This window comes from Desulforhabdus amnigena (assembly GCF_027925305.1).
Classification (GTDB): Bacteria; Desulfobacterota; Syntrophobacteria; order Syntrophobacterales; family Syntrophobacteraceae; genus Desulforhabdus; species Desulforhabdus amnigena.
The window spans coordinates 4454381-4469478 of record NZ_BSDR01000001.1 but is presented as its reverse complement, the minus strand read 5'-3'; the positions used below and the strand labels follow the sequence as shown (position 1 = coordinate 4469478).

General features: G+C 53.9%; 13 protein-coding genes. 8 read left to right on the top strand and 5 right to left on the bottom strand.

The window, feature by feature from the left end:
- Positions 1-253: 253 nt before the first annotated feature.
- The 6 genes from QMG16_RS19130 (at position 254) to QMG16_RS19105 (ending at position 7046) form a co-directional block, all read left to right on the top strand.
- Positions 254-502, top strand: coding sequence for a hypothetical protein (locus QMG16_RS19130; protein ID WP_281796875.1), 249 nt, complete (start codon positions 254-256; stop codon positions 500-502).
- Positions 502-762, top strand: a complete 261-nt coding sequence (locus QMG16_RS19125) for a type II toxin-antitoxin system RelE family toxin (protein WP_281796872.1) — start codon at positions 502-504, stop codon at positions 760-762. Before QMG16_RS19130 ends, QMG16_RS19125 begins: the two co-directional genes overlap by 1 nt.
- On the top strand, positions 763-2406 hold the full coding sequence (locus QMG16_RS19120) for a heparinase II/III family protein (RefSeq protein ID WP_281796870.1): 1644 nt from the start codon (positions 763-765) through the stop codon (positions 2404-2406). It begins immediately after the preceding gene.
- A 356-nt stretch (positions 2407-2762) separates the two neighbouring features.
- Complete coding sequence (locus QMG16_RS19115; RefSeq protein ID WP_281796869.1) at positions 2763-4004, top strand: glycosyltransferase family 4 protein; 1242 nt, start codon at positions 2763-2765, stop codon at positions 4002-4004.
- 190 nt (positions 4005-4194) lie between these two features.
- Positions 4195-5343, top strand: coding sequence for a non-hydrolyzing UDP-N-acetylglucosamine 2-epimerase (wecB, locus tag QMG16_RS19110; RefSeq protein WP_281796867.1), 1149 nt, complete (start codon positions 4195-4197; stop codon positions 5341-5343).
- Between the two features lie 401 nt (positions 5344-5744).
- Positions 5745-7046, top strand: a complete 1302-nt coding sequence (locus tag QMG16_RS19105) for an IS4 family transposase (protein WP_281796865.1) — start codon at positions 5745-5747, stop codon at positions 7044-7046.
- An 89-nt stretch (positions 7047-7135) separates the two neighbouring features.
- Here the strand turns inward: QMG16_RS19105 and QMG16_RS19100 are convergent, their stop codons facing one another.
- Positions 7136-7492 carry a type II toxin-antitoxin system PemK/MazF family toxin gene (locus tag QMG16_RS19100; protein ID WP_281796863.1) on the bottom strand — a complete coding sequence of 119 codons (357 nt, stop codon included), beginning with the start codon at positions 7490-7492 and terminating at the stop codon, positions 7136-7138.
- The gene (locus QMG16_RS19095) at positions 7479-7721 is read right to left on the bottom strand and encodes a hypothetical protein (protein ID WP_281796861.1); all 243 of its coding nucleotides are present in this window, start codon (positions 7719-7721) and stop codon (positions 7479-7481) included. The genes QMG16_RS19100 and QMG16_RS19095 overlap by 14 nt, the downstream gene beginning before the upstream one ends.
- Positions 7722-8195: 474 nt before the next feature.
- On the opposite strand from QMG16_RS19095, the gene QMG16_RS19090 reads away from it, so the two are divergent.
- Together QMG16_RS19090 and QMG16_RS19085 are read left to right on the top strand one after the other, a co-directional pair.
- Positions 8196-9788 carry a glycosyltransferase family 4 protein gene (locus QMG16_RS19090; RefSeq protein WP_281796859.1) on the top strand — a complete coding sequence of 531 codons (1593 nt, stop codon included), beginning with the start codon at positions 8196-8198 and terminating at the stop codon, positions 9786-9788.
- A gap of 8 nt (positions 9789-9796) precedes the next feature.
- A complete protein-coding gene (locus tag QMG16_RS19085; protein WP_281796856.1) occupies positions 9797-11461 on the top strand; it encodes an O-antigen ligase family protein in 1665 nt (554 codons plus the stop codon).
- Here the strand turns inward: QMG16_RS19085 and QMG16_RS19080 are convergent.
- The 3 genes from QMG16_RS19080 to QMG16_RS19070 all read right to left on the bottom strand — a co-directional run bounded on the left by QMG16_RS19080 (position 11436) and on the right by QMG16_RS19070 (position 15041).
- Positions 11436-11834 (bottom strand): hypothetical protein, encoded by a 399-nt coding sequence (locus tag QMG16_RS19080; protein WP_281796854.1) that lies wholly within the window; start codon positions 11832-11834, stop codon positions 11436-11438. The two genes, QMG16_RS19085 and QMG16_RS19080, sit on opposite strands and share 26 nt — an antisense overlap.
- Before the next feature lie 95 nt (positions 11835-11929).
- Positions 11930-13783: a DnaJ domain-containing protein gene (locus QMG16_RS19075; RefSeq protein ID WP_281796852.1), complete on the bottom strand. Its 1854-nt coding sequence runs from the start codon at positions 13781-13783 to the stop codon at positions 11930-11932.
- A gap of 64 nt (positions 13784-13847) precedes the next feature.
- On the bottom strand, positions 13848-15041 hold the full coding sequence (locus QMG16_RS19070) for a tetratricopeptide repeat protein (RefSeq protein WP_281796849.1): 1194 nt from the start codon (positions 15039-15041) through the stop codon (positions 13848-13850).
- Positions 15042-15098 lie beyond the last annotated feature (57 nt).

The following is a 15098-nucleotide window of genomic DNA, read 5'->3' as shown; positions in this document are numbered from 1 at the left end:
ATAGCTCATGGCTCATAATAATATCGCTTTTCAAGAGCGTTTCCCGCTTTCCTTATTGCCTTGCATATCTTTGCCTTTTTTCATTTTTCGTTGTGATCGTTCCAGTCATGGAAGTTAATTTGCACTGTCTCCAAATTAGAATTTTCTGATCAATCTGCGCTACGGGCTGAAGAAGTCCCTCTTGCCAACAGGATTTGTGTGCGCAATACTTTTATGTGTGCATAAATCAAAAAAAGTTTCCGGAGGGAAGTTCATGGCAAAGAAGAAAGTTAAGTTGTTGGTTCCTTTTGAATCTCTGGTGCAGTCTATTGCAGAGCTGAGTATCGAAGATAAACGTCGCCTCTGGGCGTTCTTGGAAGACGAGCTGGCTCGCATGGAAGAAGAAACATGGGAACAGGATCCGGCTGTTAGAGCTGAGATAGAGGAAGCCCGTGCTGCTTATGCAGCGGGAGATTACATGACCATTAATGAATATATAGCCGGCAAATGTGAAAAGGGTTGATGGAATATCAGGTCCTTATTCCCAAACCGGTGCAAAAGCAACTGGATAAACTACCCGAAGATGCCCGGGACCGCGTCTTAAAGCGTATCATGGGGTTGAAGAAGGACTCTCGCCCTCACGGCTGCGTGAAACTGAAGGGACATGAAAATGAGTATCGTATTCGAGTGGGTGACTATCGCATCAGGTATGAAGTAAACGACCAGAAGTGTATCGTTTTGTTACTGCATCTCAAGCACAGGAAAGATGCATACAAGGGCTGAATGAAGATCCTGCAGTATTGGCACACCATTCGCTACCTCAAGCCGGTTCAGATCTATGGGCGCGTTGGGTACCGCATGCGCCGCCCGGCCATCGAAGAGGGAAACCTGCCTCGGTGCCGGGAAAGAACCGGTCCCTGGATCGAAGGGGCGCAAAAAACGCCGGGCATGCCGGGGCCTGGGCGTTTTTGTTTTTTGAACGAGGAAAAAACGCTCAGGGGGCCCGGGGATTGGAACCACCCCGGGTGGGACAAGCTCTGGCTCTATAACCTCCATTACTTCGACGATTTGAACGGACGGGACGCGGAGGAGCGCAAGGCGTGGCACGAGGAGTATATCCGCCGATGGATCGGGGAAAACCCGCCGGGTAAGGGAAACGGCTGGGAGCCCTATCCCACGTCGCTTCGCATCGTGAACTGGATCAAGTGGATATTGAAAGGCAACGCCCCTGTGCCCGGGATGCTCCAGAGCCTGGGGCTCCAGGCGCGCCGGCTCCGCAGGCGGTTGGAATACCACCTCCTGGGAAATCATCTGCTGGCGAACTTGAAGGCGCTGGTCTTCGCCGGGTGTTTCTTCGAAGGGGCCGAGGCGGACGAATGGCTGGCCAAAGGGCTCGGGGAGATGCAGCGGGAGCTGCGGGAACAGGTGCTTCCCGACGGCGGGCATTTCGAGCGCTCGCCCATGTACCACGCCATCATCCTGGAAGACCTGCTCGATTGCATCGGTGTCTGCGGTACATACCCGGAGGCTGTAATCCACGGATTTTCCACGGTCGTCGAGGCGCTGCGCAAAGCATGCGTGCGCATGCTGCGGTGGCTGGCCCTCATGACTCACCCCGACGGCGGGATCGTCCTTTTCAATGACGCCGCCTTCGGTATCGCTCCCGTAACAGAGGAGCTTGTGAGCTACGCGTCGCGACTGGGCATCCGGCCGGACGCCTCCCCTGCCCTCCCCCTGGTTCATCTCGGCGAAACGGGGTATATCCGGGTGGAGCGGGGTCCTTTCACGGGCTTCCTCGACGTGGCGCCCATCGGGCCGGACTACCTCCCCGGGCACGCCCATGCGGATACGCTGAACTTCGAATTGTCGGTCCGGGGACAGCGGGTCATCGTCGATTCGGGAACCTCCTGCTACGGCACTGGGATTGAAAGGCAGAGGCAGCGCTCCACGGCAGCCCACAACACGGTGGAAATCGATGGGGAAAATTCCTCGGAGGTGTGGGGGGGATTTCGTGTGGCACGGCGGGCTTATCCGCGGGATTTGGAGATGCGGGAAGACGGCGAAGCGATCGTGGTCGCCTGCAGCCAGGACGGATACCGGCGCCTGCCGGGCAAGCCGGTGCATCGGCGGGAATGGCGAATGGATGGAAATCGGCTCGTCATCACCGATGGTGTGGAGGGGCGCTTTTCGGAGGCGGTTTCAAGGTTTCACTTTCACCCGGACGTCCGTGTGGAATCCATGGATTCCGCGGAGGGGCGGCTGCGGCTTGCCGGGGGGCAGGCGCTCCGCTGGAGTGTGCAGGGTGGGGAAGTGGCCGTTGTACCCTCGAGCTATCATCCGCAGTTTGGAATCAGCCTTCCGTGTCAGTGTCTGGAGATCCGTTTCAAAAACGATGATCCGCAGATTACGCAGATTAGCGCAGATTGAAACCGTGAAGGCTTTTTTATATCTGCGTCAATCTGCGTAATCTGCGGATTAAGAGCCTATCCGAAAACATTCCTCGGCAGCGGACACCCCCCTTCAATTCCCCCCTCGAGGGGGGACTAAGGGGGGTGTCGCAAAGTCCACAGGGGGTTTCCGGATAGGTTCTTAGTACTCAAGATCGTAATTACGCACCCGTTTACCCGTGCGTTTTTGTAGGAGCGGCATCCTGCCGCGACAAAGTGTGCAGTTGCCAGTTCCTGTCACGGCTGGAAGCCGTTCCTACAAAGAAATGGCCGCATATTTACGATCTTCGGTGCTTAGTTTTAAACTTTTGCGTAATCTGCGGATGGATTGAAGAAATGCACATACTTTTTCTCTCCGATAATTTTCCTCCGGAAGTCAACGCTCCCGCAAGCCGCACGTTCGAACACTGCCGGGAATGGGTGAAGGCCGGGCACGACGTGACGGTGATCACCTGCGCGCCCAATTTTCCCAAGGGGGAGGTGTATCCCGGCTACAGGAATTCTTTGATCTCCCGGGAGATCATGGACGGTATCCGGGTGCTGCGGGTGTGGACCTACATCACGGCCAACGAGGGATTTCTGAAACGCATCCTGGATTACTGCAGCTTCATGGTTTCGGCGGTGCTCGCTTCTCCGTGCGTGAAACAGCCGGACGTGGTGGTCGCGACATCGCCTCAGTTTTTCACGGCCTGCGCCGGATACATGGTCGGCCGTATGAAACACATTCCCTTTGTTTTCGAACTGAGGGACATGTGGCCGGAATCCATCAAGGCCGTGGGGGCCATGGAAGATTCCAGGATCATCCAGCTGCTGGAGCGGGTTGAAATGTTTCTCTACCGCAGGGCTTCCCGGATCGTCTCCGTGACGGAATCCTTCAAGAAAATCCTGGTGAAAAGAGGGATCGAGGCGGAAAAAATATCGGTTGTCACCAATGGCGTCGACATTTCCCGGTTTCATCCCATGCCGAAGGACGGGGCGCTGATGGCGAAATACCGGCTGGAGGGCAAGTTCGTGGCAGGGTACGTGGGGACTCATGGCATGGCGCACGGGCTGGAGACGATCCTCAGGGCGGCAAAAAGGTTGGGAGAGGCAGGAGACGGCGATCTCTTCCGGTTCATTCTGCTGGGAGATGGAGCCAGGAAAGAGTCTCTCAAGGAAGCAGCGATGCAGATGGGTCTTGAGAATGTCATTTTCATCGACTCGGTGCCGAAAGAGCAGGTGGCCAAATACTGGTCTCTCCTGGATGCTTCCATCATTCATTTGAGGAAGACGGAGCTTTTCACCACCGTCATTCCATCCAAGCTCTTCGAATGCATGGGGATGGGAATTCCCGTGCTGCACGGGGTGGCCGGGGAATCCGCCGATATTGTGGAGCGGGAGGGTGTGGGGCTCGTTTTCGAACCGGAAAATGACGGGGAGCTGTGTGAGAAGCTGGTGAGGCTCAAGGAGGACAGGGAGTTGTACGAGGGGTTGCAAGAGAGGTGCCTCACGGCGGCGCGGAACTATGACCGCGGAGAGCTGGCGCGGAAGATGCTCGACCTCGTTCATCCGCAGATTACGCAGATTGGCACAGATTAAGAGCCTATCCGAAAACCTACCTCGGCAGCGGACACCCCCCTTTAATTCCCCCCTCGAGGGGGGACCAAGGGGGGTGTCGCAAAGTCCACAGGTGGTTTCTGGATAGGTTCTAAGAAATCACGGATTAGAGACCGAAGCACATGAGAGATGAGAGGACATACATGGAATACAAGAGGCTGGTGTACAACCTATGAAAAATTCTTCTTCAATCTGCGAAAATCTGCGTCATCTGCGGATCGTCAATGTCGTCGGCGCCCGCCCCAACTTCATGAAGATGGCTCCCATCATCGAAGCCATGAACCGCTACCCGGAGCGTATCCGGCACATCCTGGTGCACACCGGGCAGCACTATGATGAAAAGATGAGCCGGGCCTTCTTCAATGACCTGGGAATGCCCAGGCCCGATATCGACCTGGAAGTCGGGTCGGGGTCGCATGCCGAACAGACCGCTCGGATCATGGTGGAATTCGAAAAGGTCTGCCTCAGGGAAAAGCCGGACCTGGTGATCGTGGTGGGGGATGTCAATTCCACCATGGCCTGCACCATCACGGCCAAGAAGCTCGGGATCCGGGTGGCCCATGTGGAAGCGGGTCTCAGGAGCCGGGACATGAACATGCCCGAAGAGATCAACCGGCTCTGCACGGACGTGCTCTGCGATTATCTCTTCACCACGGACCGCTTCGCCAACGAGAATCTGCGCAACGAAGGGGTTCCGGAAAAGAAGATTTTCTTTGTGGGCAACGTGATGATCGACACGCTGCTCAAGCACAGGGAAATGGCAAGCCGATTGAACCTCATGGATCAGTGGGGGCTCGAACCGGGGAAATACGCGACACTGACCCTGCACCGCCCCTCCAACGTGGACGACCGGGCCACTCTCGAGGGAATCTTGGAAGCGCTCTCGGAAATCGCCCGCGACCTCCCCATCGTTTTTCCCATCCATCCCCGCACGCGCAAAATGGTCGAGCAGTTCGGGCTCTCTCACCGCCTCAGCAATGGCAACCAGGTGCGGGGCATCTGGGTTACCGAGCCCTTGGGCTACCTCGAATTTTTGCATTTGAACATGAATGCCCGGATGGTGCTCACCGACAGCGGAGGGCTGCAGGAAGAGACGACGGTGCTGGGGGTGCCCTGCATCACGCTGAGGGAAAACACCGAAAGGCCCATCACCTGCGAAGAAGGCACCAATGTCATCGTGGGCAACCGGAAAGAGAACATCCTGGCGGCGGCCCGGAAGGTGCTTCAAGGGGGCATTTCACAGGGAAAGGTCCCGGAAAAGTGGGACGGGAAAGCGGCCGAGAGGATCGTGAAAGCCCTATTGGCCGTAGAGGATTTATAGAAAGAATATTCCATGACCCTTTCCATCCGCAGATGACGCAGAGTGAATTTGTGTCCTCTCGGGATTTCGCCTTAGAACCGAAGATCGTAAATATGCGGCCATTTCTTTGTAGGAACGGCTTCCAGCCGTGACAGGAACTGGCAACTGCACACTTTGTCGCGGCAGGATGCCGCTCCTACAAAAACGCACGGGTAAACGGGTGCGTAATTACGATCTTGAGTACTTAGAACCTATCCGGAAACCACCTGTGGACTTTGCGACACCCCCCTTTAATTCCCCCCTCGAGGGGATTGGCGTCAGGTTAAGAATGTTTTCCTTCCATTCTGAAGACTTACATTTAAATGTGTCCATCAGTTAAATGAGGTCTTCAGAAGGAGGAAAAACAAATGAAGGACAGCCAATTGATTCCTGTTGAAAACATGGACATTAAACTCGATGACGCAACTCTTTTGCTCAAAGCCAAAGAAACTGGCTTCATGAAGCGCATCAGAAAGTTTAATCCATTCGATTTCATAAAGGCTCTCTGCCTTATGACTCTCTACAGCACAGTCAGTCTTGAAGTATTTGCCACAATTCTGGGGTTTGTTGCAGGCTCTTGCATCTCAAAGCAATCCCTCTGGGAGAGGATAACCCCCAAATGTGTTGCTTTTGTGCGCTCAGTGCTCATGTCACTCATGTTTAGAGCATCCAGCCTGGAACCTCTCACAGCCAAAGGGGCATTCAGTCGTTTCAAGAGGGTTCTCCTCCAGGACAGCACTACCATTAACCTGCCCGAGAGTCTGGTTCGTTTCTTCCCCGGCTCAGGTAATCAGACGGGAAAGGTGCAAGCAATCATGAAAATTCAAGTCATCCATGATTTGCTCTCGCAGACTTGCCTTCATTTTGGGTTAAGTGGTTTTAGAAGAAACGATCAGAAAGCCTCTGCCGATATTCTTAACTTTGCCAGGCCAGGGGATCTCGTCATCCGAGATCTTGGCTATTTCGTTCTCAACATATTTAGATTATTTACCCGTCAAGGAATCTACTTCCTTACTCCCTATCAGCATAATGTTAATTATTATACAGAAGATGGAGAAAGACTCGATCTCCTTAAACTTCTCAAAAAACATCCTATTGTGGATACCATGATTGTAGCAGGAGCTACGGAGAGACTGCCGGTTAGACTCGTAGCCTCCCCTGTGCCTGCAAACATTGCCCAGATAAGGCGAAGAAAGCTCCTCAAGAAGGACAGAAGGTCCAATCCTACGAAAGAGCAACTCGAACTCCTTGGATGGGATATATTCCTCAGCAATGTTGGGGAGGATATCTGGGATAGCCTGACTGCATGCAGAATCTATGGCATCCGTTGGAGAATAGAGATTCTCTTTAAAGCATGGAAGAGTCACTTCCACTTCAACTCTTTGCCCCAGAAGGGGAGCAAGAGCTATATCGAGCTTCTTGTCTACTCAAGGCTTGTCTTCATCACTCTCTTTCAGTCTTTCTTTGCAGAATTCAGCGCATATGCTTATGCCACTGAGGGCAAACATCTCAGTCTTTTGAAATTTGCTCAGTTTATCCAAGAACATATCTGGGCTCTTATCCTTTTATTCCACTCATCTCAGATGCCAAATCTTTTCCTTGAACAGCTACTCAGGCATTGTGCCTATGAATCACGTCATGAAAGGAAAAACTACCATGAAAAACTCTCTAATTTCTTAACCTGACGCCAATCCCCTCGAGGGGGGAATTGAAGGGGGGTGTCCGCTGCCGAGGAAGGTTTTCAGATAGGCTATTAAAAGGACGTAGCGCTCGTTCAACCACAGTGTTCGGGATCGATATCCAGAATCAGCGCAATCGCAGTCTTTACCTGGTACATTGCCGTATCCGAAATGGCACCGATCCTTTCAACGAATCGGGTGTGGCTGAGAGCTCTAACCTGGAAGCAGTCTATGGCGGATTTCTTCTGAAGCCCATTGTTCGGGTCCGGTTCCAAGGAAACGAAAAACGGATTTGCCTCCCAGTTCGGATTCCAGCCGGTGACCGGCACAACGATAGCCAGCTTGAGGTGCTTTTCGTGTCCACCATTTAAGACCACAACCGGCCTTTTTTTCCTGATCTCATCGCCAACCGCCGGGTCAAGGTTCACCCAATAGATATCACCGGGCCTCAAAATCTTCCCCTTCTATCGACTCGAAGTGGTTCTCGTACGCTCCCTTTGCGATCATGGCCATCGCATCCAATCTCTTCTTTTCCCGAAGCATCTTGCGATCCTCCCTCACCTTGACGGCAACGGCGTCTCGCACGTACTCACTCAAGCTTCTATAATGCAAGCTCTTGTAAACCTTCTTGATAAATTCATAGTTTTCTTTGTCCATTTGGACCTTCGTCTGAACAAGCATTGAATCCTCCTTGTTTTTAAAATATTGTACCCAAAAACTGGGATCACTTTCAAGCCCATAATAAGGTAACCTTTGGACATCGTTAGAGACTGATCTGCTGCGCAGAATTCTGATTACCCCCCCATGACCGGAACGGTCACAACAAAAAATGAAAAAGGCAAAGAGATGCAAACCAATAGGGAAAGCGGGAAACGCTCTTGAAAAGCGATGTTATCATGACCCACGACCCACGAGCTATGAGCCATGAGCTATGACCCACGAGCTATGAGCCATGAGCATTAAAGGGGGGTGTCCGCTGCCGAGGAAGGTTTTCGGATAGGCTCCAATTATGGAAAATTCTTCTCCAATCTGCGAAAATCCGCGTCATCTGCGGATGCTGAAAATCAGTAACGGCACTATATTTGCTTTCCCCCAGGTCAAACGATTTGTGTTTTTCCCTTGAAACTCAAACCTTGAAGAACTGCCGGTAAGAACATGACGACAATACTGACGATCTTTCTGTTGAGCCTGGGGGTAGCTCTGGCCTTGACGCCTGTGGCGGCCCGGTTGGGAACCCGTTGGGGATTGGTGGACAAGCCGTCGCGCAGGAAAGTGCATCAAAAGCCCATTCCGCGCGTGGGAGGGATCGCCATTTTTTTGGCGTTTTATATTCCCCTCCTGAGCATCTTCTTTTACCGGACGGAAGTTTTGGCGATGGTCGTTTCGAAACCCTCCCTGCTCTGGCTGGCAGGCGGGTCGGTCCTGGTTTTTCTCATGGGTTTGACCGATGACGTCAAAGGTTTGCCGCCCCGTTTGAAGTTTGCCGTACAGGGCGTCGCCGCCGTCATGGCCTATTGCGGCGGGCTCCAGTTTTCGATCATCTCCCTTCCCTGGGGATCGACCGTTTCAATGGGAATATTCGCTCTCCCCGTAACCATTTTCTGGTTTCTCCTGGTGGTCAACGCCATCAACCTCATTGACGGGCTGGACGGCTTGGCGGCGGGAGTGACCTTCTTTGCCGCCATAACGCTTCTCGTCCTGAGCTTGCTCGGTAAAAACTACCTGGTGGCCGTGGGATTGGCCGGGCTCGCAGGCGCCTGCCTCGGCTTTCTTCGCTACAATTTCAACCCGGCTTCCATCTTCATGGGAGATGGGGGCAGCTATTTCCTGGGCTACATGCTGGCGTCCCTGAGCCTCCTGGGAAGCATGAAAAGCCAGGCCACCGTGGCCATCCTGATCCCTCTCATCGCGCTCGGCCTTCCCCTCATGGACACCATGATGGCTCCCATCCGCAGGTTCATTCTCGGCCGGCGGCTTTTCCAACCCGACAAGAGCCATATCCACCACAAGCTCCTGCAGATGGGCTTTTCCCAGAGGAAGGCCGTCCTGGTGATGTATTCGGTCACCGTGTTTCTGGGACTGGCATCGCTCCTCGTCGTCAACATGAGAAACGAACGGGCCGGTTTCATCCTGGCGACCCTGGGGGTCTGTCTCATTGTCGGTATCCGCAAGCTCGGTTACCTCGAATACCTCGCGGTGGACAAGATGATCGGCTACTTCCAGGATGTCTCGGACGAAATGGGCTTCAACCGGGACCGCAGGACGTTTCTGAGCCTCCAGATCGCCATCGGCGAGGCCCGCGACACCCATGAACTCTGGGCGCGCATCGTGGATGCCCTCACCCCCCTCCGCATGGACTGGGCGGAATTGCGCCTGAACGGTTCCCGTTCCGGGGCTCCACCTCTCGACACGGATACAGCCTACACCTGGAACTCCGGGAACTTCGATGGGGGCAAGGCGGCGTGCCGCCAGGGCATAATGGCCATGGAACTGCCCCTCGTCAATCAACAGAAATGCTTCGGAACCCTCTATCTGAAGAAGGACCTGATCTCCGACCCCATCAGCCATTACACGTTGAGGCGTATCGAACACCTCAGGCGCAGTATCGTCCGAAAGCTGACGGCGCTCGAAAGTGAACCGTGTGTCAAAGAGGTTGCGGTCAGGAGCCGGCAAATAGCCCATGGTTCGAAGCCGAAAGCCAGGCACCCGGAACCTCTTATTCCTGTTGCCAATGCCAAGGCCCATTGATGCAGCGAATGGATACAGGAATAACTCTGAAAGTGAAAGCGCAAGATCCCTCCACGCGGGAGCCGGGCGCAGCTTTTTCTCTTTACTGGAACCGCTGGATGGCGGGGCTGCCCATGGTGATGCTGCCTTTTCTCCTGGGGGGAGCGCGTCCCTGGTTCTGGAGCGCGGTGGCTGCCCTTTTCATGGTGGGGCTGACGATTTCCATCTGGACGGAAGAATCCTTCCCCCTGGGAAAGATCCTTTCCAGCGGGTGGGGACTGTTGCTCGCCCTCTTTCTCTTCTACCCCCTCCTTCAATGCCTGCCGTTGCCGGCTCCATTTGGGGATTTTCTGGATCCCGCCAGGATGCGCTGGGTACAGCGATCCGAGGGAGTGACTCACCTGGCCGAAGGTCTGGTGACCATTTCCTACATGCCTTTGCCGTCCCTCTTTGCCTGGTTTTGGTGGATTTTCCTGGCGGCTTATGCAATCCTGTTCAAAAAAGCCCTGGAGGAATCAAGGGACCTCGACTGGCTGTTCCGTATTCTCTACTGCATCGCGGCCTTCGAAGCTTTCTACGGACTGCTGCAGGTGCTGATTCCGTCGCTGGGAGTTCTATGGGAATCGGCGGGCACGGGAAATGCGCGGGGCACCTTTGTCAACCGCAATCATTACGCCAATTTCCTTGGAATGATCTGGCCTTTCCTTCTCGCGCATATGCTCAAAATACGCCGGGAAAACGACCCGACCATAAAGCGGACTCATGCAGAAACAGAGGCGATCCGGCAAGGGCGACAGAAACAATGGTTCCTCGCGCTTCTCATCGGGTTGATCCTGTTGGCCCAGTTTTTTTCCGCGTCCCGTGGAGGGATCCTCAGTTCCCTGGTGGCCCTCACCGTCTTCATGCTCTTTTCAGGCGTCAAAAGAGGAGGTACCGTCTTTTTCATTACCGCCTGCTGGCTCGTCATGCTCGTTTATGGAAGCATCATCGGCTTCGAGGAGATCCTGGCCCGCTTCGACATGGTGGAGGAATCTGCGCCCGGCCGTTTCAAAATCTGGGAAGACACGTGGCGAATGATCCAGGACCACCTGTGGACCGGAACCGGCCTGGGCACCTACGAAACGGTCATTCGCCTGTATCAGTCCCATCTCACCGATCAATTCCAGATCGGACACGCTCACAACGATTACCTGGAGCTTGCCGCCGAATTGGGAGTGCCCGTGGCCGCCGGTATGGTGCTCCTGGTTTGGGGATACTGGTGGAAAACAGCCATTGGAATCAAGCGGCGCGAACGCTCACAAGCCATGAGCCATCAACCATCAGCCATCAGCCATCAACCACGAGCCATGAACCATCAACCATCAGCCATGAGCCATCAACCATCAGCCATGAGCCATCAACCATCAGCCATGAACCATCAACCATCAGCCACGAGCCATCAACCATCAGCCATGAGCTATCAGCTATCAGCCACGATCCATCAGCGCCGGCTGATCCAGGCGGGGGCCCTTGCCGGAAGCGCGGCTTTCCTTTGCCATGGATGGGTGGAATTCAACTGGCAGATGCCTGCCAATCAATTGTATTTTATAATTTTGTTGTTGCTGATGCACCACAGGGGAGAGACCACGGTGGGAACCGGGGAAGTCGGGCCCGGCAGGGATTCTTTGCTCACAGGACAGCGTATTTCTTTATAAAGTTTTTCAGCTGAGACAGCTGCCGGGCGGAAAGTTCTCCAAATTCCGCGCCGCATCGCCGCATGGACGGAAGGGAGAGAAAATACTTTTTTTTCACTTCAATGTCGTAAATGATTCTGACGGGCATTTTCTCCAATGAAGCGTCACTGTCGCCGTATCCAAAGAGTTTCAGCTCCTTCAGCCCTTCCGTCCGCACATCTTGAGCGATATAGCGAAACGAAAGGCCTCTTTCATTGATATCGATCACCTGGCCCAGAGTGACGACATCGGGAGCATGAGGAATCGCGAAGGAAACAAGGGCCTTGTCCTTTCCCCAAAACCGCTTACTCCTCCTTTTGGATAGATTTTGCAAGTGCTTGAAAAGCCATTTCACACCATACTCCCATTTTTGGAAATACCCGAACTCATGACCGGCAGATGGTATACAATATATTCCATTTCATCCGCCGATACAAAATTTTTCAAGGGTCAATGAAAAGAATAGTCCAGTCTCTTGACTCTGAATTCTTCTCCGCGCCGGGCCAGGGTCATCGTCATCTCCCCCATGGATTCGGATGGGGACTCTCCGGAAAGTTTGACCGCTAGGCGAAATCTGGCGCTCAGATTGACGCTCTCATGAGCGGCGCTCCACCGGACCAGCTTGATACTATATTGGATTTGCTCGGCTTTCTTGAAATTTTCACAATAGACGGGTTGCAGGGTTTCGATGGGTTCACCGTTTTCCACTGCATGGGGATCAAAAAGACTGAAAAAAGCCTTTGTATTTTTCCTCTCGTAGGCATCGGCGTAGCGGTTCAGAAATTCCTGCAGACCGCGGCTCATCTCGTCAATGGATACCATTCGTGGAAGCTCTTGTGGTTCGGTGCGGGAAGATTCTTTGGCCGGCTTTATCTCCTCCTGCACCCTCTTTGGCCCGCCTCCGGCATCCGCGAAGCGTCCCGCCTTTCCCCGAGGGAGATCTTCTTTCGACTCGTTTTTGCCGGGTTTCCCCTTTTCTGAATCCCCTTCAGGCAAAGCGCGTGCTGATGCCTTTGGTCTTTCCACCTTAGGTGTTTCCACCTTGGGTACTTCCGCGACGATCACCGAGGATTCCTTCTTGCCGGATTGAGCGCTTTTCGCCGCGGCGGCGACGTTTCGTACACCCTTCTCCGGACCGGAAGGTCCGGGTTCCACGGCAGTTGGCTTGTCTTTCGGTACAGGCGCCTTCTCCACCGCCGGCTTACCGGCTGGAACATCGGCCATGGCCAAGGACTCGGAGCTCTTCGGTTTTAGATTTTGCGGATGCAGTTCCTTCAGGGGATCGATATCCTTCTTCATCCCCTCTTCATCCTTTGGTTTTGCAGAGGAATGGGCCACCCGCATTTCCGGGGGAGGCGGCGCATTTTCCCTGGCCAGGCCCCCGGTTTCCGGTTCCTTTCGATGCGGCTTTCGGATCCTTGGGCCTTTATCTATCGCCAGGTCCTGTACAACTTGTTGTAGATAGGCAAACAGGAAAACGGGCGTCGGCGAGGTGACCAAATTACTGTGCGCTGAAAACTTTCCCATTTTTGAGGCACATTCGTGCAGGGTTTCGTTCCACTCCCCCATTTCAGGGTGAGAAAAAGCAAACTCATCAAGCAGCGGAGGGTTTTCCTTCCTTGTTTCATAGTAGCGCGCCGTTTGCCAGTTCTGAAAATCGACGAAAAAACACATCACCAGGAGCACAAGCACAAAGAGGCCGATCGGCCAGGTACGCCGGAGCTTTTTCCAATCCCATGGGGAAACCGGCGGTTCTTCGTCTTCTACGATGGGCGTTTCAATCCAGGCGGGAACCGTCAAATTTTGGTCATAATTCTGCTTCGACTCTACCCTGGAAAGGACCTGGTAGGCGCGGTGCAGCTTTCGAAAACGTTCCGCCGCCTGGGGATCGTCGGGATTTCTGTCAGGATGGCAGGCAAAAATTTGACGTCTGAACGCCGCCTTGATTTCTTCAATGGAGGCTCCCCGATCTACCCCGAGGGTCTCGTAGTAATCCTCTTCCTGCTCTATCAGGTTCAAGGTGTTGGCGACCACGTGAAGTCGCTGCCGGAAAACCTCCGGCAGGATGTCGTAGGACTTGCAGAGCTGCCCCAGTGAGTCGGCAGATGAACCGCTTCCTCCACCCTCATTCAGATAAAATCGACGCACAGTGTTGAGCAGTGAGACGTCTGCCGCCACTTGAGAGATGAGTTGATGCAAATTTTTTTCCGTGGCAACGAGCTTTACGAGAATACGCAGGGAATTACGCCCCATAACGGCCTCGAAGAAATACAAATCCAGGTTTGAAGCCCATCCCTCTTCCACCCCTCCATTTCTTAAGGTTTCCCGATCTGCAAAAATCTGCGCAATCTGCGGATAAAAAAGTCTTCTATTTCATCTCGATGGCATCTATCCAGTAATCTCCGGATATTTTGCTGTCGAACTTGAGGCTTTCCTTCCTGCGAATCTGAATGAGGGCCGCTTCACACCCCTCCGGAACAGCCACATCCAGGTCAACCCGCGTCCAGGGCGTACTCCCCAGAAGGGGTTCACTCATCACATTCAACCCCTTGCATCCATAACCGCTCAGGTGCAGGAAGATTCCCTGGTCGGTCGTCAGGTTTCGACTCTTTTGAGCGAAACTCAAATGGTAGGTTTTTCCGGCCTCAACCGGAACGACCTGTGACACATGGCTGAAGCCCACATTGGCGGTCCCTCGAAAATGCAGGTGCATGGAATAGCTTCCCGAGTAGGGAGCTTCCAGCGTCCGTTCGACGACCACTTCAGGATGCCGCCCCTGGCGCCAGCCAAAAGCCATGTTCATGGGTTCGGTTTCAAAACCGCCGTCATAAACCACCGTCCCCTTATCCCCCGCAAAACGCCTCCACACTTTCTTGGCCTCCCCCAGTCGCTTATTGTTCAGGAGAAACTGGCAAAAACGCAACCGAAGGTCCTGATCTTCAGCCTCAGCCCCTTCTTCCATTTTTGACCAAAGAAAAAGAGCCACATCCGCTTCATTGGTTCTCATGAGCTGCCGGAGAAAGACGGGGTGATTCTGCTGTTCCAGGTGGGGCACAACGGCCGCCCATTCGCCCCAAAATTGTTGGGCCAGGTAACAGGCCTCCTGGGTCCGATACGGCAGCCGGTTCAGGATGAAATTGAAACAGGCGGCAAAGCGCTCCCCGTCGCGCATATCGTTGGCAAGGAGAAATTCCTGCCATTTCCATGTACTTATCTGAGCCAGAAGGGGTGAGAGGGTATCGACAACTTTGCGTGCTTCCGCTTCATTTCCCTGAACCGCCTCGGCCTTGGCCAGCTCGAACCAGGCATCCATTCGCAGGGGTTGAATGGCGATGGCTCTTCGGAAAGACTGCACCGCCAGGGCCGCGTTCAGATCTTCGTAATAGGCGAGTTTTCCCTTCAGAACCCAGCTTTCCGGAAATAGACCGACGGAGGCATGCTTCTTCAAAAAGTCCACATCCTTTTCCGAAATCCTGTTGGTGCACACCGAATACCACACCAGGCTTGCCGCCATTCCCAAAAGGATAAGACTCAACAATACCTTGACAGGCAACCGATACATTCCCCATATCCCACGCCTTCCACAACAGGAGGGCATAAAACGCGTTGAAATTCAAGC